Annotated in this window: 16 protein-coding genes and 1 tRNA gene; 6 read left to right on the forward strand and 11 right to left on the reverse strand. The window is 67.0% G+C overall.

Translation table 11 applies throughout. The features are described from left to right. Positions 1-28: 28 nt before the first annotated feature. The 9 genes from ACQ754_RS07280 to ahpC all read right to left on the reverse strand — a co-directional run bounded on the left by ACQ754_RS07280 (position 29) and on the right by ahpC (position 7616). Entirely contained in the window at positions 29-616 is a 588-nt protein-coding gene (locus ACQ754_RS07280; protein ID WP_440996342.1) for a YceI family protein, read from the reverse strand. A gap of 37 nt (positions 617-653) precedes the next feature. Next, a complete protein-coding gene (locus ACQ754_RS07285) occupies positions 654-1205 on the reverse strand; it encodes a cytochrome b (RefSeq protein WP_440996343.1) in 552 nt (183 codons plus the stop codon). Positions 1206-1327: 122 nt separating this feature from the next. After that, positions 1328-2095 (reverse strand): ABC transporter ATP-binding protein, encoded by a 768-nt coding sequence (locus ACQ754_RS07290; protein ID WP_440996344.1) that lies wholly within the window; start codon positions 2093-2095, stop codon positions 1328-1330. After that, positions 2095-3072 carry a FecCD family ABC transporter permease gene (locus tag ACQ754_RS07295; RefSeq protein ID WP_440996579.1) on the reverse strand — a complete coding sequence of 326 codons (978 nt, stop codon included), beginning with the start codon at positions 3070-3072 and terminating at the stop codon, positions 2095-2097. Before ACQ754_RS07295 ends, ACQ754_RS07290 begins: the two co-directional genes overlap by 1 nt. Further along, a complete protein-coding gene (gene trmB, locus ACQ754_RS07300) occupies positions 3072-3764 on the reverse strand; it encodes a tRNA (guanosine(46)-N7)-methyltransferase TrmB (protein WP_440996345.1) in 693 nt (230 codons plus the stop codon). Before trmB ends, ACQ754_RS07295 begins: the two co-directional genes overlap by 1 nt. Before the next feature lie 135 nt (positions 3765-3899). Beyond that, on the reverse strand, positions 3900-4682 hold the full coding sequence (locus ACQ754_RS07305; protein ID WP_440996346.1) for a thiazole synthase: 783 nt from the start codon (positions 4680-4682) through the stop codon (positions 3900-3902). Between the two features lie 34 nt (positions 4683-4716). After that, the gene (gene thiS, locus ACQ754_RS07310; protein ID WP_440996347.1) at positions 4717-4938 is read right to left on the reverse strand and encodes a sulfur carrier protein ThiS; all 222 of its coding nucleotides are present in this window, start codon (positions 4936-4938) and stop codon (positions 4717-4719) included. 415 nt (positions 4939-5353) lie between these two features. Further along, the gene (gene ahpF / locus ACQ754_RS07315; protein ID WP_440996348.1) at positions 5354-6940 is read right to left on the reverse strand and encodes an alkyl hydroperoxide reductase subunit F; all 1587 of its coding nucleotides are present in this window, start codon (positions 6938-6940) and stop codon (positions 5354-5356) included. A gap of 112 nt (positions 6941-7052) precedes the next feature. Continuing rightward, positions 7053-7616: an alkyl hydroperoxide reductase subunit C gene (gene ahpC, locus ACQ754_RS07320; RefSeq protein ID WP_440996349.1), complete on the reverse strand. Its 564-nt coding sequence runs from the start codon at positions 7614-7616 to the stop codon at positions 7053-7055. Between the two features lie 300 nt (positions 7617-7916). Here ahpC and ACQ754_RS07325 point away from each other — a divergent pair. After that, a tRNA-Gly gene (locus ACQ754_RS07325) sits at positions 7917-7990 on the forward strand. A 12-nt stretch (positions 7991-8002) separates the two neighbouring features. On the opposite strand, the gene ACQ754_RS07330 is transcribed toward ACQ754_RS07325, so the two are convergent. Beyond that, positions 8003-9283, reverse strand: coding sequence for an MFS transporter (locus tag ACQ754_RS07330; RefSeq protein WP_440996350.1), 1281 nt, complete (start codon positions 9281-9283; stop codon positions 8003-8005). Positions 9284-9557: 274 nt separating this feature from the next. Between ACQ754_RS07330 and ACQ754_RS07335 the strand changes: the two genes are divergently transcribed. The 5 genes from ACQ754_RS07335 to ACQ754_RS07355 all read left to right on the forward strand — a co-directional run bounded on the left by ACQ754_RS07335 (position 9558) and on the right by ACQ754_RS07355 (position 16778). Next, positions 9558-11510 (forward strand): serine protein kinase, encoded by a 1953-nt coding sequence (locus tag ACQ754_RS07335; RefSeq protein ID WP_440996351.1) that lies wholly within the window; start codon positions 9558-9560, stop codon positions 11508-11510. 5 nt (positions 11511-11515) lie between these two features. Beyond that, the gene (locus ACQ754_RS07340) at positions 11516-12691 is read left to right on the forward strand and encodes a DUF444 family protein (RefSeq protein WP_440996352.1); all 1176 of its coding nucleotides are present in this window, start codon (positions 11516-11518) and stop codon (positions 12689-12691) included. 1 nt (position 12692) lies between these two features. Further along, positions 12693-14081 carry a SpoVR family protein gene (locus ACQ754_RS07345; protein WP_440996353.1) on the forward strand — a complete coding sequence of 463 codons (1389 nt, stop codon included), beginning with the start codon at positions 12693-12695 and terminating at the stop codon, positions 14079-14081. 67 nt (positions 14082-14148) lie between these two features. After that, positions 14149-16050, forward strand: a complete 1902-nt coding sequence (locus tag ACQ754_RS07350) for a DUF294 nucleotidyltransferase-like domain-containing protein (protein WP_440996354.1) — start codon at positions 14149-14151, stop codon at positions 16048-16050. A gap of 2 nt (positions 16051-16052) precedes the next feature. After that, a complete protein-coding gene (locus ACQ754_RS07355) occupies positions 16053-16778 on the forward strand; it encodes a 3'-5' exonuclease (RefSeq protein ID WP_440996355.1) in 726 nt (241 codons plus the stop codon). Positions 16779-16826: 48 nt separating this feature from the next. On the opposite strand, the gene ACQ754_RS07360 is transcribed toward ACQ754_RS07355, so the two are convergent. Next, positions 16827-18494 carry a BCCT family transporter gene (locus ACQ754_RS07360; RefSeq protein ID WP_440996356.1) on the reverse strand — a complete coding sequence of 556 codons (1668 nt, stop codon included), beginning with the start codon at positions 18492-18494 and terminating at the stop codon, positions 16827-16829. Positions 18495-18514: the final 20 nt, after the last annotated feature.

The raw sequence follows: 18514 nt of genomic DNA on the forward strand, positions 1-18514 counted from the left end.
GGGCCCGCGGAACGGGCCCCCGAGGATGTCACTGTCGCACTGCCTCGACGGCGATGCGGATGGTGGCCGTCTTCGGCATGGGGATGCCGTTGTCCTCGAAGTAGGTCAGGCCGAAGTCGGCGATGTCCACGGTGGTCTCCGCGGAGAACGCCCGCCGGAAGCCGCCCCACGGGTCCTCCCGGGCGGCCATCTCTTCCACCTCGAAGGCCACCTCCTGGGTGTTGCCCTTGATGGTGAGATCGCCGCGGAGCGTGGCGCTATCGTCGCCCGTGGGCTCGTAGGCGGTGCTCACGAAGCTTGCCTCCGGGAAGTCCGCGGTCTCGAACAGGCCGTCGCGCTCGCGCAGGTGCTTGTCCCGCTCGGCGTGGAAGGTGTCCAGCGATGCGGTATCCACGGTGAACTCGGTGCTGCTCGCGGAGCGGTCCTCCGCGTCGTAGGTGATGGTGCCGGAGAAGTCGTGGAACACCCCCGGCATCCAGGCGAAGCCGATGTGGCTCACCTTGAAGGTGATGAAGGAATGTGCCGGGTCGATTTCGTAGTCCTGCGGCTCGGCGAGGGCGCTGCCGGCGCCGAGCGCGAGACCGGCGGCGGTGGTGATGGCGATGAAACGGTTCATGGGATGGCTCCTTGTTGCTCTTGCAGCGGTGTAGTGATCAGTGTCCGGGCCGAAGCATGCGGGTCAGCGTGCGGTCCCGGTTGACGAAATGGTGTTTGAGGGCGGCCAGCGCGTGGACCGTAGCCACGGCGATGAGCAGCCAGGCCGCATAGTAGTGAACGGCCCCCGCCACATCCTCCTGGTTGGCGATGCCGATCTGCAGCGCCGGCAGCTCGAACCAGCCGAATACGCTGATGGGGTCACCCTTCGCGGTGGGGATCAGGTACCCGGAGGCCACGATCACGAAACCGAGCAAATAGGTACTCCAGTGCGCGATCACCGCCCCGATACGTTCCCAGGCCTTCATGCCCCGCTCGAAGGCGGGCCTTGGGTTGGCCAGCCGCCAGAGCAATCGCAGCACCAGGGCGATGCCCACCAGGATCCCCACGGACTTGTGGATCTCTGGCGCCGTTGTGTACCACTCGTGGTAGTAGGAGAGGTCCACCATCCACAGGCCGAGCACGAACAGGCCGATGATGGCTACGGCGATCAGCCAGTGGAGGATGATGCTCACCAGCCCGTAGGCGTTGGGGGTGTTTCGCCAGATCATGGCCGTCTCGGTAGCTCGTTGTCCATCCCGGCATTGTTGGCGGCAAGGAGGGTGCCTCACAAGGGGAACTGCCGGAAAATATTGTTTCCACTACGTGGACAATGCGGCCCCCTAGGACGGTCTCACTCGGGGAGGAAGGCGCGCCGTTCCCCGTCGCGGAGGATGCGGATGGGGTGGCCGTACAGCCGCTCCAGGGTGGTCTCGTTGAGGACGGTCCGGGCCGGCCCGAGGCACGCCTGACCATCGCCGAAGAGCAGCAATAGGTGGTCACAGAAGCGGTCGGCGAGATTGGGGTCATGCAGGCTCATCACCAGCGTACCCCCGGCGTCGCGGCTGCGCGCGGTGACGCGTTCGAGCAGCCGCACCTGGTGGTGCAGGTCCAGGTGGTTGCTGGGCTCATCGAGCAGCGCGATCTCCGGGTCCTGGGTGAGTAGTGTCGCCAGGGCCAGGCGTCGGCGCTCGCCACCGGAGAGGGTGTTCACCGGCCGTTCCGCGAGCTCCGCCAGTCCCACCTCGGCCAGGGCGGCCTCGGCCAGGGCCATGTCCCGGGGCCCTTCCCATTGCCAGTTCCCGAGCCAGGGGTGGCGGCCGATGAGGGCCGTCTCCCGGACGGTGGTGGGGAAGGGGTCGTGGCTGTCCTGGGGCATCAGACCGAGCCGTTGCGCCACCGCACGGCGGGCCATCCGTGCCATCGGCCGCCCGTCCAGGTAGAGCTCGCCGCCGTCCAGGGGACGCAGGCCGGCCATAGTGTGGAGCAGCGTGGTCTTGCCGGTGCCGTTGGCCCCGAGCAGCCCCCAGCACTCGCCGGGGCCCATGCGAAAGTTCAGGCCGCTGCAGATCCGGTGGCCGGCGATGGAGACATCTATGCCCCGGGCCTCCAGCACTGCCATCACGCTACCTCCCGGCCGCCACGGTAGAGCAGGAAGAGAAACACCGGTACGCCGATGAACGCGGAGAATACCCCCACCGGGAGTTGCTGCGGCGCAAAGGCGGTGCGGGCGAGGGTGTCCGCCAGCACCAGAAAGCTGCCGCCGAGGAGCACCGCCGCCGGCAGCAGCAGGCGGTGATCGGTCCCTATGGCGAGCCGCAGCAAATGGGGGATCACCAGCCCGACGAAGCCCACGGTGCCGGCAATGGTGACGGCGCTCGCGGTAAGTAGTGAGGCCAGCAGGTAGATCAGCAGACGCAGCCGGCCGATGGCCACCCCCAAGGCCCGAGCCTGGAGCTCGCCGCGGGCGAGGAGGTTGAGTTCCCGGGCGAAGGCCAGGGCCAGGCCGAGGCCGGCGAGCAGGGCCAGCAGCGGCCAGACGGCCGGGGAGGCGCCGGCGAGGTCGCCCATCAGCCAGAAGAGCATGCCCCGAAGCTCCCGGGCCGGGCCCACCGCCAGCAGAAAGCTCACCACCGCGCCCCAGCCGGCGGCGACCACCACGCCGTTGAGCAGCAGCCGGGTTGGGGTCCAGCCGCCACGTCCGTGGGCCAGGCCGAAGACCAACGCCATGGACGCCAGTGCGCCTGCGAAGGCGCTGCCGGAGACCATTATCGCCCCCAGGCCCAGGAGCATAGCGCCCAGGGCCCCGGTGGCGGCGCCGCCGGAGATCCCCAGCACGTAAGGATCGGCCAGGGGATTGCGCAGCAGTACCTGCATGAGGGCGCCGGCCAGGGCGAGCAGGCCGCCGGTGATGAATCCGGCCAGTGCCCGGGGCAGGCGCAGCGACCAGACTACATCATGAGCGGTGCCCTCGCCCCAGAGGGCGGCGGGAAGCTCCTGCAGCGGGATGGCCAGGCTGCCGCTCATCGCTGCCACCAGCAGGCTGAGCATCGCCAGCGCAGCCAGCCCGGCGAGCCAGAAGAGACCCGCGCGGGGCATCATTCGCGGGTGCGGCGGTGGACGATGAGGTCCCAGACGCCGTGGCCCTTGCGCCGGCCACGGCGCTCGAACTTGGTTACGGGGCGCTCGCCGGGGCCGGGTGCGAAACCGCCGTAGGGGTTGGTGAAGGCGTCGCTGGCCGAGACTACGGCGAGCATGTGCTCGGCGTAGTCCGCCCAGTCCGTGGCCATGTGCAGGAAGCCACCAGGGGCGAGCCGCGTCGCGATCAGTTCCAGCCAGTCCGGCTGGACCATGCGGCGCTTGTGGTGGCGTTTCTTCGGCCAGGGGTCAGGGAAGAACAGATCCAACCCCGCAAGGGAACCGGGGGGGATGCGCCGGCGGAGCACCGCCACCGCATCGCCCTCAATGACGCGCACATTGGGGAGGTCTTCAGACGCGAGGGTGCGCAGCAGCCGGCCGACGCCGGAACGGTAGACCTCGATACCGAGGTAATTGCGTCCGGGGTGCGCCCGTGCCATCTCCGCCAGGGCCTCGCCGTCGCCGAAGCCCACATCCAACACCACCGGTGCCTGCCGACCGAAGGCCGCGGCGAACTCCAGCGGCCCACCTTCGGGCTCCAGGCCGTAGCGGGGGTAGAGCTCGTCGATGGCCCGCTGCTGTCCGGCAGTCAGCCGCCCCTCGCGGCGGACGAACGAGCGTAGGGGGCGGTGGTTGCGTTGGGATTCAGTCACTGCAGTCGCGTCTGTAGGTCAGCCACGGATCGACACCGATGCACGAAGAGGATCCCTGCCGCTGGCGGGATTTCGCCGGCCGTGTCCCGGGAATATCGACGTCCATCTCTGTGCATCCGTGGCTCAGCGTTCTCGTCAGAAAAACGTACCGTCGAGGGGGGAGGAGGCGCTCGCGTAGCGTTTGCGCGGGATGCGGCCGGCCAGATAGGCCTCCCGGCCCGCCTCCACGGCCAAACGCATGGCCCGGGCCATGCGTACCGGCTCCCGGGCGCCGGCGATGGCGGTGTTGAGCAGCACCCCGTCGCAGCCCAGCTCCATGGCGATGGCGGCATCCGAGGCGGTGCCCACGCCGGCATCCACCAGCACCGGGACCGAGGCGTTCTCGATGATGGTCAGTAGGTTGTAGCGATTCTGGATACCGAGCCCGGAGCCGATGGGTGCGGCCAGCGGCATAATGACGACACAGCCGATCTCCTCGAGCCGCCGCGCGATGATGGGATCGTCCGAGGTATAAACCATCACGTCGAAGCCCTCGGCCACCAGCGTCTCCGCCGCCTCCAGGGTGGCAGTGACGTCGGGGAACAGCGTCTTCTCGTCGCCCAAGACCTCCAGCTTGACCAGGTTGTGCCCGTCGAGCAGCTCCCGGGCCAGGCGGCAGGTGCGTACCGCGTCCTTCGCCGTGTAGCAGCCGGCGGTGTTGGGGAGGATGGTGTAGCGATCCGGGGGCACTGCCTCCAGGAGGTTGGGCTCGTCGCCGGATTGGCCGATGTTGCTGCGGCGGATGGCCACGGTGACGATCTCCGCGCCGCTGGCGGCGATGGCCTCCGCGGTCTCGTCCAGGTCGCGGTACTTGCCCGTGCCCACCAGCAGCCGCGAGCGGAACTCGCGGCCGGCGACGCTAAAGCTGTCTGCTGCCATGGTGTGTTCCAGTCGCTGAACGGGATTGCGGGGGTCAGCCCCCGCCGATGGCGCGGACGACCTCCACGCGGTCCCCGGCGGCGAGCTCGTAGTCGGCCATCTCGCCCCGCGGTACCAGCTCCTCGTTGACCTCGACGGCGATCCGACGGTTGCCGAGTTCGAGCGCGGCGACCAGATCCGCGACGGTGGCATCGCCGGCAATCCGCCGTGGTTCGCCGTTGACGAGGACCTCGATGGGTGCGCGTTGCTCCTGCATAGCTTTACTATTGTACACGTGCCGGCCGTGGCAGTGGCTACCCAGCACCGGAGGTTATGCGCGCACCTGGGGCGGTTTCTCCGATACCATCCGGGGGGTGCAACACGGCTGGCCATGAGCGGCAAGCCGATCCGCGCACGCGCGCGGACGACGTCGCAGGTGGGTGTCGAGATCCGGCACTAGTTGCTCGCTGCTGTTGCCCACTGACTACCTGCTGGCTTTTGGGGATCACTTACGCGCCACAAGTGCATTTGTAGATCACAAATCAAAATATATGAGCCACAAGGTGTTCTTGGGGCGCACGTGAGCGCCAACCTGGCTGACGGCGCGTGCGCAGGGGTGATCGACCGAGTCGTAGCGGAACCGGAAAGAAGCCCGGCGATTGCCGGGCTTGGGGGGTGGTGTCTTTTCCGGTTCAGGCAGCGGCTTCGTCTTCTTGGTCGACGCTGTTGCGGATCAGGAAGTCGAAGGCGCTGAGCGCCGCCTTGGATCCCTCACCCATGGCGATGACGATCTGCTTGTACGGCACCGTGGTGGCGTCGCCGGCGGCGAGTACGCCGGGAACCGACGTGGCCCCGCGGTCGTCGATCTCGATCTCGCCGTAACGGGACAGGGCCACGGTCCCCTGCAGCCACTCGGTGTTGGGCAGCAGGCCGATCTGGACGAAGACGCCCGCCACCTCCACGTGACGGATTTCGCCGCTGGTGCGGTCCTTGTAATCCACGCCGTTGACCCGGTTGCCGTCGCCGGTGACCTCGGTGGTCTGCGCCGAGCGGATCACCGTCACGTTGGGCAGGCTGTCGAGCTTGTTCTGCAACACCGCATCGGCGTTCAGCTCGTCGGCGAACTCCAGCACGGTGACATGATCGACGATGCCGGCCAGGTCGATGGCCGCCTCCACCCCGGAATTACCGCCGCCGATGACCGCCACGCGCTTGCCCTTGAAGAGGGGGCCGTCGCAGTGGGGGCAATAGGCCACCCCCTTGTTGCGGTACTCGGCCTCCCCGGGGACGCCGAGCGCCTTCCAGCGGGCGCCGGTGGCGAGCACCACGGTCCGGCCCTCGAGGCTGGCGCCGTTGGCGAGCTCCACGCGGTGGGGCGCGCCGGGGCGCTCGGCGGGGACCAGGCGCTCGGCGCGCTGGCGGTCCATGATGTCGACGTCGTAGTCCTTGACGTGTTCCTCGAGGGCCGCAACGAGCTTCGGGCCCTCGGTATACGGCACGGAGATGAAGTTCTCGATGCCGAGGGTATCCATGACCTGGCCGCCGAAGCGCTCCGCCGCAATGCCGGTTCGGATGCCCTTGCGCGCAGCGTAGATGGCCGCCGAAGCGCCGCCGGGGCCGCCACCGATGACCAGCACGTCGAAGGGGTCACGGGCGTTGATCTTCTCCGCCTCGCGGCCCTCGGAGCCGGTGTCGAGCCTGGCGACGATGTCCTCCAGGCTCATCCGTCCCTGGGCGAACGGCTCACCGTTGAGATAAACACTCGGGACGGCCATCACCCCGCGCTCCTCGACCTCGTCCTGAAACACCGCGCCGTCGATGGACTCGTGGCGGATGCGCGGGTTGACCACGCTCATCAGGTTGAGCGCCTGCACCACGTCCGGGCAATTCTGGCAGGACTGCGAGAAGAACGTCTCGAAGTGGTAGTCGCCGTCCAGCGCCCGGATCTGCTCGATGACCTCCGCGGAGGCCTTGATGGGGTGACCGCCGACCTGCAGCAGCGCCAGGACCAGGGAGGTGAACTCGTGGCCCATGGGGATACCGGCGAAGCGCACGGCGACATCGCTGCCTGCGCGGCGAATGGTGAACGACGGCCGGCGCACGTCGGCGTCGTCATCGCGCAGCAGGCTGACCTGCTCGGAGAGTGAGGCAATCTCGCCGAGAAGCTCCTCGAGCTCCCGGGATTTATCGCCATCGTCGAGGCTGGCAACCAGCTCGACCGGCTGCGTCACATTCTCGAGATAGGCCTTCAACTGGTCCTTGAGCTTGTTGTCCAACATAGCGATGGCCCCCCTGGGCTTCGGTTTCATTGTCAGGCCCGGGCGCGCGGGCGCCCGGTGCGTGCGAAGGTTCGCGAGGGGCCCGGGAAAAGCCCGGGCCCCGGAGGCCGCTTCAGATCTTGCCGACCAGGTCGAGGGACGGCTCCAGCGTCTGCTCGCCTTCTTTCCACTTGGCGGGGCAGACCTCACCGGGATGGTTGCGCACGTACTGCGCGGCCTTGACCTTGCGCAGCAGATCCGCGGCGTCACGGCCGATGCCCTCGGCGGTCACCTCCATGGCCTGGATCACGCCATCCGGATCGATGACGAAGGTGGCACGGTCGGCCACGCCCTCACCCTCGCGGAGGTTCTCGAAGTTGTTGGTGATGGTGTGGGTCGGGTCACCGATCATGGTGTATTGGATCTTGCCGATGGCCTCGGAGGTGTCGTGCCAGGCCTTGTGGGCGAAGTGGGTATCGGTGGAGACGGCGTAGATCTCCACGCCGAGCTCGCGGAACTCGTCGTAGTGATCGGCCAGGTCCTCGAGCTCCGTCGGGCAGACGAAGGTGAAGTCGGCCGGATAGAAGAACACCACGGACCAGTTGCCGCGCAGGTCCTGGTCACTAACCTCGAAGAACTTGCCCTGCTTGAAGGCCTGGGCGGTGAACGGCTTGAGCTCGGTGTTGATCAGCGACATGGATACTCGCTCCTTTGGTTTGCGTGGATGTCGTTGAATGACGCTGTGCAGCATAACCAGGACGAGGTAATGAATGAAATTGATTGTCTAAAACATATCGATTGATAGAGACGATCATTATGGGCCCAGTAGAAAGGCCCAGGGCGAGGGGGCCGGCCAAGGTCCCCTAGTGGAAACCCAGCAAGGGGAGAGGTTTGCCGGCGAGGTGGCAGGATTAGGCTTGGCTCCGGGGCGTCTTCCCCCTTGCTTTTCCCCCGGGAAAACGGCTACAAATACACGAGCAGGGCCAAGGGTCCGCATGCGGCCGTAGTTCAACGGTAGAACCCGACCCTCCCAAGGTCGTGATGCCGGTTCGATTCCGGTCGGCCGCTCCACTATCTTTCGCGTCAGGGGCCTTGCCTCGAGGAGCCCCTTTCCAGCTCACGGATCCAGTCGAGCTGTCCCCCGCTGTATGGTTCGGTGCGCGGATCCATTTCCGCGATCATCGTGGTGGTCCGTGCCATGCTCACGAACGGCGTCTGTTCCGCATTGGGCACCTGCTCCCGGCGGGCACCCAGGGTGGCGGCGGCCATCACCGCGGCGGCGGCGATTACCCCGTGGAAGAGCCCGCCCGTGCCTACCGCGTTCATCAGCTGACCGATGGCGATGGGGCCCGCTACCGCCCCGATCCCCCAGGTGAACAGCAGTGCCCCCGCGACCCCGACGAAGTTCTCCGAGCGCACCCGGTCGTTGATGTGGGCCACTGCGAGGGGATACAGGGTAAAGGTCAGCCCGCCGTAGCCGAGCCCGACGCCCGCCAGGGCGTAGAGGCCGGCATCGGCGACGTAAAGCATGGCCAGGGCGACGCCGATGAGCACGACATTGACCACGGCGATGAGGGTCCGGCGGTCGAAGACGTCCGATAAGTGGCCGAGCGGGTACTGCAGCAGCATGCCGCCAAGGATCATCGCGCTCATGAATACCGCCACGCTCTGTACCCCCACGTGCTCGGCGACGAACACCGGGGCCAGGGCGAAGGCCGAGCTGTTGACGACGCCGGCCCCGAGGCAGATCAGCATCCCCAGCGGCGAGCCCCGGTAGACCAGCGCCAGCGCCATGGGCGCCCGTTCCGGTGGGGTGGGGTGAATGGCCCGGGTCAGGCTGACCGGCACCAGGCACAGCGCCAGCAGGATGGCGTTGATGATGAACAGCTCCGCGCCCGTGACCGGTCGCAGCGTGAGCAACACTTGGCCCAGACCGAGCCCCAGGTAGCTGGTGGTCTGATACAGCGAGAACAGCCGTCCGCGGGCCTGGCCGGCGCCGCGCTCGTTGAGCCAGCTCTCGATGACCATGTACAGGCCCGCCAGGGAGAAGCCGCTGATGATCCGCAGCGCGGCCCAGAACCACGGATTGATCCATAGGGCGTGCAGGAGGGTGGCGGCGGTCACTACGGCCGCGAATACGGCGAAGGCGCGGATGTGGCCGGCGCGGCGGATGATACCGCCGGCGCCGAGGGCGCCGAGCATAAGCCCGGCGAAATAGGCGGAGAGTACCGCGCCGGTGACCCCGGGACTGTAGGCCTCCAGCCCCATGCGTACGGACAGCAACGTGCCCAGTAGCCCGCTGCCGGTCATCAGCACCAGGGTGGAGGCCAGCAGCGCCGTAACGGAGATCAGCAGCGGCAGCATTCACGAATCCGTTCGCGGCGGTGCCCCGGTGGTAGTGATAGTTGCACGCAAATTACGCCTTCGCCGCGTAGCTGTGAAGTCTGCCGCGCGATGCGCCGGAACCGCTAACACAGCGACTGCGGTGTGCTACAAGTTCCAGTAGAGAGGCAGGGAATCGGCGTGCGGCGAAACCTATCGCCGGCGTCGGCACTCTAACCCATCACAAGGCCCCGGCCGCGGGGCATCCAATGGGGGCGCCCCGATCCCGCGGGCCATTCCGTAAGGAGGAGATGGTATGGCGAGCACCAACGGCAGCCCGCACGACCGGCATCAGCACTTCCTCGATTCCATGACCGCCTACACCCAGGAGCATCGGGCGAAGCAGTGGGAGGGCACATTCGGGGAATACCTCGAGCAGGTGGTCGTGCAACAGCCGCGACTCGCGACCCGTTCCAGCCACCAGTATGTCTGGGACATGCTGCGGTGGATGCAGCGCCGGGAGTCGGAGGACAGCGAGGAGGGCGAGGAATTCCGGCTGTTCTCCCAGGAGCTCTTCGGCATGGAGCGGCCCCTGCGCCGCATCATGGACTATTTCAAGGCGGCGAGCGCGGGCTCCGAGGTGGGGCGCCGCCTGTTGCTTCTGCTCGGCCCGCCCTCAGGGGGCAAGTCCAGCCTGGTGATCCTGTTGAAGCGGGGGCTGGAGGAGTACAGCCAGACCGAAGAGGGGGCGCTGTACGCCCTCAAGGGGTCACCGCTGCATGAGAATCCGCTGAACCTGGTGCCCTACAGCCTACGCCCCGAGTTCCGGGAGACCTACGGCGTGGATATCCAGGGGGATCTCTCGCCCTACTGCCGCTCGGTGCTCGAGCGCGAGTACGAGGGCGATTTCATGCGTTACCCGGTGGAGCGCATCTTCCTCTCCGAGGCCAACCGCGTGGGTGTGGGCACCTATGCGCCCCATGATCCCACCACCGCGGACATCGCCGATCTCATCGGCTCGGTGGATCTCGCCAAGGTCTCCGAGTACGGCGACGAGGGCGACCCGCGGGCCTGGAGCTGGTCCGGCGCGGTCTATGCCGCCAGCCGCGGCCTCCTGGAGATGATCGAGATCCTCAAGGTAAAGCGCGAATTCCTGTATCTGCTGCTCACCTTGACCCAGGAGAAGAACGTCAAGGTCTCGCGCTTCCCGCTGATCCATGTCGACGAGACCATCATCGCCCACACCAACCTGGCGGAGTTCCGCAAGTTCCTCCAGGAGAAGGAGAACGAGGCCCTGCTCGACCGAATGGTCATCGTCCAGGTCCCCTACACCCTCAACTACAAGGACGAGGCGCGGATCTACCGCAAGCTCATCGCCCAGGCACCAACGTTCCAGGAGGTGCACCTCGACCCGCATGCCCTGGAGGTGACGGCGGTGTTCGCCGTGCTCTCCCGGCTCAAGCCCTCGGAGCGTGAGGATCTGGATCTCTCCAAGAAGGTGCACCTCTATGCCGACGAGGCGGTGGATGGTGTCTCCGTCAGCGAGAAGGAGCGCATCGAGAACGAGCATGAGGACGAGGGCCTCTCCGGGGTCTCGCCGCGCTTCGTGGTCAACGCGCTGTCGAACGCCATCTCGCGTAGCGACGTCAAGAGCCTGACCAGCATGGAGGTACTGGTGACCCTCAAGGATGCCATCGAGAACGACGCCCGCATCGAGGCCAAGCAGAAGCGGGCCTGGGTGGACTTCCTGGTCACCGCGCGGAAGGACTTCTACAACCACTGGGTCAAGGAGGACGTCCACAAGGCGCTGTTCGTATCCTTCGAGGAGGAGAGCGCCAACCTGCTGGAGAAGTACCTCGACGAGGTGGAGGCGACCCTGGACAACCGCGAGGTCAGCGACCCCATCACCGGTGAGACGCGCCCGCCGGATGAGCGCTTCCTCCGCTCGGTGGAGGAGAAGATCAACATCTCCGACGCCGGCAAGAGCACCTTCCGCCAGGAGGTGGTGCGCAAGGCAATGGTCGCCTACAAGCGCGGGGAGGCCTTCACGCTGGACTCCCACAGCCGCCTCAAGGAGGCCATGGAGCGCTACCTCTTCGAGGAACGCCGCGACGTGCTGCGCCTGGTGACCTCGGTGACCCGGCCCGATGAGGAGGCCCGCGAGAAGATCGCCGCCGTCGAGGAGCGCCTGATCAGTGACTACGGCTATGATCGCCACGGGGCACGCGAGGCGCTCAACTACGTAACCACGCTGCTGTCACAGGAGTAGGGGCAATGGCATTGATACAGGCCCACGGCAGCGACGCCGAGCATCCCTGGTATGACCTCTTCTCCCGGGGCACCCGGGACTGGCTGCGCCACAACCGCCGGGTTCGCGAGGCGGTGCGAAGCCAGCTCCCCGACCTGGTAGCCGACTCGGACATCCTGTCCCGTCCGGATAACCGCACCGTGCAGGTGCCGGTGAAGTTCATGGAACACTACCGCTTCCGCCTGCGGGAGCCCTCCGAGCAGGGGGGCGCCGGCCAGGGCCAGGCCGAGCCCGGGGACGTGCTGCGGCCCGCCCAGCCGGGGGCGCCCGGCCAGGGCCAGGAGGGTGCCGGCGAGGGGGAAGGCGGGGTCACCTTCGTCCTCGAGTTCCGCGTCGACGACATCCTCGACTGGCTCTGGGAGGAGTTGGAACTGCCTAATCTGCAGCCGAAGCAGGGCGACAGCGTCGAGACCGACGAGCTCATCCGCGAGGGCTGGGACCGGCGTGGGGCCCGTTCCCGGCTGGACCGCCGGCGGACCATGCGCGAGGCCATCAAGCGGCGCAGCGCCACGGGCCCGGAGGCGGTGCCCATCAGCAACGACGACCTGCGCTTCCGCCAGCTCGCCCGGCGACGCAAGCCGAGCACCAATGCCGTGGTCTTCCTGCTGCTGGACGTCTCCTCGAGCATGGACGAGCATTGCCGTAAGCTCGCCAAGACCTTCTTCTTCTGGGCGCTCGCGGGGATCCGCCGGCAGTTCTCCGCGGTGGAGACGGTGTTCGTCGCCCACACCGTGGAGGCCTGGACCTTCGAGGAGGAGGCCTTCTTCCAGGTCCACGGCCAGGGTGGTACCCGCAGCTCGTCGGGGCTGCACAAGGTCGAGGAGGAGCTGGAGGCGGGCTACGACCCGTCCCGCTACAACTGCTATCTCTTCTACGCCACCGACGGCCACAACTTCAGCGAGGACCGGGGCCGCGCCACCGAGGCGCTGGCACGATTGGCGCCGCACATGAACTTCATGGGCTACGCCGAGGTGTCCCATCATGGCCACCGGCGGCTGGATACCGAGGTGGCGCTGATCTGGCGGGAGCTGGCTGCCGTGGGCGTGCCCTGCGGGAGCTATGCGCTGAGCGACGACAGCGACATCTGGCCGGCGATCCGCGCGTTCTTCACCGATCAGGCGGATGCCGTGGAGGCAGTGTGAGATGCGACTGACCCTGGAAGACGCCATCCCGCGTATGGAGGCCCTGGCCCGCGAGCAGGGGCTGGAGCACTACCCGGTGGACTTCGAGCTGGTGCCCTCGGCGTTCATGACCGAGATCGCCGTCTACGGCCTGCCCGTGCGCATGCCCCACTGGTCCTTCGGCGTGCGCTGGATCTACCAGATGGTGCAGCACCGCATGGGCCACTCGCGGATCTTCGAGGTGGTGTTCCCGGGCAACCCCAACCGGGCCTTCCTGGTGGACACCAACAGCGTCGAGGAGAATACCCTCGTGGTCGCCCATGTGCTCGGCCACGCGGACTTCTCGCGTAACAATCTCCTGTTCTCCCGCAGCCAGGAGCAGGTGGGCTATCACATCGTCGAGCAGGCGGCGGCCCATGCCCACCGTATCGAGGAGGTGATCGAGACCCTCGGCGAGAAGCGGGTGGAGCAGGTCCTGGACGCGGCCCTGGCGCTGGAGCCCCACATCGACACCGGGCAACCCCTGAACCGGAAACGCTTTCCCGAGGGATACACCGCAGAGTCGCCGGAGCTCGGCGACGGCGAGGGGGAGGAGGCGTTCCGCGAACGCTATTCCACCCTCCCCGGCGAGGGCGGGGGGGTCGGCGAGGCGCCCCGGCGGAAGGGTCCGGCCCGGATCCCGCCACGGCCCGAGTACGACCTGCTTTGGTTCATCGCCCAGTACGCCCCGGAGATGGAGGATTGGGAGCGGGACATCTTCCTCGCCGTCCGCAAGGAGGCCTACTACTTCCAGCCGGTGTTCAACTGCCAGATCATGAACGAGGGGTGGGCGAGCTACTGGCATGCGCGGCTGCTCCGGGAGGCGGATTTCCTGCCCTCGGAGGCCTACGTGGACTGCATGAAGACCCACTCCGATGTGGTCCGCCCCTACGGCGGTGACAACCGCATCTCGCTGCAGGTCAACCCCTATCATCTGGGCTACGTGCTCTGGCAACACATCGTCGAGGAGGAGGGCGTGGAACGGGCGCGGTCGGTGATGCGCGAGGAGGACGACTTCGGCTTCGTGCGCAATTACCTCAGCGCGGAGCGGGCCCGGGAGCTGGAGCTGTTCGTCTACTCGGCCCGCCAGGACGGCCAGATCCGCGTTACCGACGCCAACCTCGCCGAGCTCCACGAGACCCTGCTGGCACCGAAGTACAACTTCGGCGCGCCGCGGGTGGCGGTGGAGGAGCTCGGCCGCGATGGCTCGCTGGTGTTGCGGCAGAACATCGCCGATGACGGCCGCGGCCTGGACCTGGAGCGCGCCCGGTACGTGCTGGATTATATCCACCGCGTGTGGCGGCGGCCAGTGATGCTGGTGACCTGTGACGAGCGCGGCCAGGAGGTGCACCTAACCCCCGGCGGTGAATAGGGTTCACAGGGGGGCTGCGGACCCGCAAACTAAACCGCGACACCGATCCGCCGCCGGGGGAGCGCCCATGGACGCCGAGCTGCTTGAGATCCGTCAGCATATGGGGCGCCATCCCCCCTTCGACCGGATCTCCGATGAGCTGTTGGACGAGGTGGCCGGCAGCGTCGAAGTGGCCTATTTCAAGGCCGGCACTCCGATCCTGGAGGCCGACCAACCCATCGAAGACCTCTGCTACATCCGCAGTGGCGCGGTGGAGGTGTACCGCCGCAACGGCAACCTCTTCGACCGGCTCGGCGAGGGGGATATCTTCGGCCACTTCAGCCTGTTGCGGAATCAGCGGGTGCGCTTTCCGGTCTCGGCCATCGAGGATACGCTGATCTATTTCATCCCCCGCGGGGCCCTGCGGCGGCTCTGCGAGGCCGATGAGCACTTCGCCGACTTCGTGGAGCTCGGTCGTCCGCGGCTGAAGGCCGTGGTAGAGGAGCAGCGCAAGAACAACGAAATGATGGTGGCCCGGGTGCGCAAGCTGATCACCCGACCGCCGCTGATCGTCGAGGCCACCGACAGCGTGCAGGAGGCCGCACGACGGGTCACCGAGGGCCAGGCCTCGGCGGTCCTGGTGGTGGATGCCGTCACCGAGAATCCCCGTTACACCTATACCGACAACGACGGCCGGCAGTGGCAGGTCCGGGGCATCCTCACGGATACCGACTTCCGGGCGCGGGTCGTGGCCGAGGGGCTGCCACCGGAGACCGCCGTGGGCGAGGTGGTGGGCGATCGCCTGGTGGCCGTGCAGTCCGATGAATCCATCCATGAGGCGATGCTGTGCATGCTGCGCAGCAATGTCCATCACCTGCCGGTGATGCACCGGCGCCGGCCCATCGGCATTGTCCATCTCTCCGATCTGATTCGTTACGAGACCCATAGCAGCCTCTACCTGGTGGACGCCATCTTCAGCCGGAACAGCGCGGAGGAGCTCGCCGGGCTGTTGCCCGAAGTGCGCGCGACGTTCGTGCGCATGGTCCGCGACGGAGCCGACTCCCGAATGGTGGGCAGTGCCCTGTCCACCATTGGCCGGAGCTTCACCCGGCGGCTGCTGGAGCTCGCCGAACAGGAGCTCGGACCCCCGCCGGTGCGGTACGCGTTCATGGCGCTGGGTTCGATGGCCCGCAACGAACAGAGCATCGTCAGCGATCAGGACAACGCCCTGGTACTCGGCGACGACTTCGACCCGGCACGCCACGATGCGTACTTCCTGGAGCTGGCGCGGCGGGTCAGCGACGGCCTCGCCGCCTGCGGTTATACCTACTGTAAGGGCGACGTGATGGCCACCAATCCGCGCTGGCGCCAGCCGTTGTCGGTATGGCGGCAATACTTCAGTGACTGGATCGATCACCCCACCCCGGAGCGGCTGCTGCACAGCAATATCTTCTTCGACCTGGACAGCGTCTACGGGGAGAATCCCTTCGTGGAATCCCTTCAGGATCTCGTCGCCGAGCGGGCCAAGAACAGCGAGCTCTTCCTGGCGGCGATGGCGCGCAACGCGCTGAATCGTACCCCTCCCCTAGGGTTCTTCCGGGACTTCGTCATGGAGAAGGACGGCAAGCACAACAACTCCATCAACGTCAAACGGCGTGGCACCGCGCCGCTGGTGGATCTCATCCGGGTGCATGCCCTGGCTTGTGGTTCGCGGGCGCAGAATTCCTTCGAACGCCTCGACGACATCGGCCGCACGCAGTTGCTCGGCCCGGGCGTGGGCGATCGGCTGCGCGAGGCGCTGGAGTTCCTCAGCATCTCGCGAATCCGTCATCAGGTCGTGGACCTGGAGAACGAGCGCGAGCCGGATAACAATATCGAACCGGAGAACGTTCCGGCCACCGAGCGGCGCAATCTCAAGGAGGCGTTCCAGGCCCTGAGCAATGCCCAGAAGTTCCTGAAGTTCCGCTATCCGATGCCGGCCGGACGCTGAGCATGGCGTGGTGGCGACGCGGGCACCTGGCGGACAGCGGCACCTGGCCCGCCTACATGGGGGACCGTGCGGCACGGGCGCTGTCACCGCGGCTGGCGCGGTTCTACGCGGCCGGTGTGCCGGCCCCGGAGACGCCTATCGGCGAGACCCCGCTGGTAGCCCTGGACATGGAGACCACGGGCCTGGACGAGGCCCGCCACGCCATCGTCAGCATCGGCGTGGTCCCGTTTACCCTGCGGCGCATCCAGGTCTCGGGGCGCCGTTACTGGGTGCTGCACCCCTCGCGGGCGCTGGAGGAACGGTCGGTGACCTTCCACCATATCACCCATGCGGATATCGAGAATGCCCCGGATCTCTCCGCAGTGCTCGGCGAGGTGCTGGACGGCCTGGCCGGCCGCGTCGCAGTGGCCCACTACTGCCGCATCGAGCGTACATTCCTCGATGCGGCGGTGTGGGAGCGCTTGGGGGAACACCTGCTCTTCCCCATGATCGACACCATGGCGCTGGAAGCGCAACGCTATCGCACGTCCCTGCCATCGAGGGTGCGCCGCTGGCTGGGTAGGCCCCCGGTCTCCATCCGCCTCAACGACAGCCGCGCCCGCTACGGCCTGCCGCCGTATCATGCCCATCACGCCCTGGTGGACGCACTGGCCACGGCGGAGTTATTGCAGGCACAGATCGCGGCGCACCACAGCCCGGAGACTCCGGTCGGTGAGCTGTGGTGCTGAATCAAAAAGGGGCGGCCGCGGCCGCCCCTTGTCCGCCACTGTTGGGTGTCAGCCCCGGGGCTCGTCCATCAGCCCCCTGACCACCGCGTAACAAGCGGCCAGCAGCACCAGGGTGAACGGCAGGCCCGTGGAGATGGCCGCCGCCTGCAGGGCGCCCAGGCCGCCGCCGAGTAGCAACGCGATGGCGATAGCGCCCTCGATGATGGCCCAGAAGATGCGCTGGGGCTTGGGCGCGTCCACCTTGCCGCCGGCGGTGATGGAGTCGATCACCAGGGAGCCGGAGTCCGAGGAGGTGACGAAGAAAACGATCACCAGCACGATGCCGACGAAGGAGGTGATCGCCGCCAGGGGCATCTGCTCGAGCATCACGAACAGCTGCAGCTCCAGGCTCGCGTCCTGCACCGCCTCGATGCCCTGGCCCACCACCTGCTCGATGGCGGTGTTGCCCATGGCGCTCATCCAGAGCACGGAGATGACCGTGGGCACCAGCAGCACGGCGATCATGAACTCACGCACCGTCCGGCCACGGCTCACCCGGGCGATGAACATGCCAACGAAGGGCGACCAGGAGATCCACCAGGCCCAGTAGAAGGCCGTCCAGCCCTCCATGAAGTTGCTGTCCTCACGGCCGAAGGGGTTGGACAGGGCCGGCAGGTTGACCACGTAGCTCCATAGGTTCTCGAAGAAGCCGGTGGCGATGAGCAGCGATGGCCCCACCACGATCACGAACAGCAATAGCACCAACCACAGCACCATGTTGAACTTGGAGAGCTGCTGCACGCCCTTGTCCACGCCCAGCACGATGGAGCCCAGGGCCACTGCCGTGATGCCCATGACCAGCACCACCATGGTGACATCGTTGTTGGGCAGGCCGAACAGGTACTCCAGCCCTGCAGCCGCCTGGGAGGCACCGATCCCCAGTGAGGTGGCGAGACCGAACAGCGTGGCGAATACCGCCAGGATGTCGATGATGTGACCCCACCAGCCCCAGACACGCTCGCCGAGAATGGGGTAGAACACCGAGCGCATGGTCAGCGGCAGGCCCTTGTTGAAGGAGAACAGCGCCAGGGCCAACGCCACGATGGCGTAGATGCCCCAGGGGTGGAGCCCCCAGTGGAAGATAGTGGCGGCCATGCCGAGCTGCGTTGCCGCGGCCTGGTCACCGGCGGCGGCCCCCAGTGGTGCCCAGTCGGTGCGGACGCCGCCCTCCATGGAGGTCCCGCCGAGGGCGGTGCCGAAGTGGGTGATGGGCTCAGAGACCCCGTAGAACATCAATCCGATGCCCATGCCCGCGGCGAAGAGCATCGCGAACCAGCCCGGATAGCCGAAGTCCGGTGTGGCGTGCAACCCGCCCAGGCGTACCCGTCCCAAGGGCGTGAATATGAGCACGATGGAGAGGATCACGAAGATATTCCCGGCCAGCAGGAAGAACCAGGCAAGGTTGCCGGTTATCCACGTGCGCAGGCCGTTGAATACCGGATCCATCTGGGCCTGCAAGGCCAGGGTGATGATGACGAAGAACAGGATCACCAGCGAGGAGATGCTGAAGACCTTGCCGTGCAGGTCCACGTCCACTCCGAACTTCCGGGTGGTGACGTTGTCCTGCCCGATTACGTAGTCCGTGTCGATGAGATTGGCGGGGCCCTCCGGCGCGGGCACACCGGTGGAGCCCTCCTCGGGCCCCTGCCCGTTGTTATCGTTCGGCTCGTTTGCCACGGCTCTCTCTCCTTATTCTG

The organism is Arhodomonas sp. SL1 (genome assembly GCF_052060015.1).
GTDB lineage: Bacteria > Pseudomonadota > Gammaproteobacteria > Nitrococcales > Nitrococcaceae > Arhodomonas.

Coding starts and splice junctions, on each gene's coding strand:
- ACQ754_RS07280 (WP_440996342.1), bottom strand. CDS start 616: ATGAACCGTTTCATCGCCATCACCACCGCCGCCGGTCTCGCGCTCGGC.
- ACQ754_RS07285 (WP_440996343.1), bottom strand. CDS start 1,205: ATGATCTGGCGAAACACCCCCAACGCCTACGGGCTGGTGAGCATCATC.
- ACQ754_RS07290 (WP_440996344.1), bottom strand. CDS start 2,095: ATGGCAGTGCTGGAGGCCCGGGGCATAGATGTCTCCATCGCCGGCCAC.
- ACQ754_RS07295 (WP_440996579.1), bottom strand. CDS start 3,072: ATGCCCCGCGCGGGTCTCTTCTGGCTCGCCGGGCTGGCTGCGCTGGCG.
- ACQ754_RS07305 (WP_440996346.1), bottom strand. CDS start 4,682: ATGGCAGCAGACAGCTTTAGCGTCGCCGGCCGCGAGTTCCGCTCGCGG.
- thiS (WP_440996347.1), bottom strand. CDS start 4,938: ATGCAGGAGCAACGCGCACCCATCGAGGTCCTCGTCAACGGCGAACCA.
- ahpF (WP_440996348.1), bottom strand. CDS start 6,940: ATGTTGGACAACAAGCTCAAGGACCAGTTGAAGGCCTATCTCGAGAAT.
- ahpC (WP_440996349.1), bottom strand. CDS start 7,616: ATGTCGCTGATCAACACCGAGCTCAAGCCGTTCACCGCCCAGGCCTTC.
- ACQ754_RS07330 (WP_440996350.1), bottom strand. CDS start 9,283: ATGCTGCCGCTGCTGATCTCCGTTACGGCGCTGCTGGCCTCCACCCTG.
- ACQ754_RS07335 (WP_440996351.1), top strand. CDS start 9,558: ATGGCGAGCACCAACGGCAGCCCGCACGACCGGCATCAGCACTTCCTC.
- ACQ754_RS07340 (WP_440996352.1), top strand. CDS start 11,516: ATGGCATTGATACAGGCCCACGGCAGCGACGCCGAGCATCCCTGGTAT.
- ACQ754_RS07345 (WP_440996353.1), top strand. CDS start 12,693: ATGCGACTGACCCTGGAAGACGCCATCCCGCGTATGGAGGCCCTGGCC.
- ACQ754_RS07350 (WP_440996354.1), top strand. CDS start 14,149: ATGGACGCCGAGCTGCTTGAGATCCGTCAGCATATGGGGCGCCATCCC.
- ACQ754_RS07355 (WP_440996355.1), top strand. CDS start 16,053: ATGGCGTGGTGGCGACGCGGGCACCTGGCGGACAGCGGCACCTGGCCC.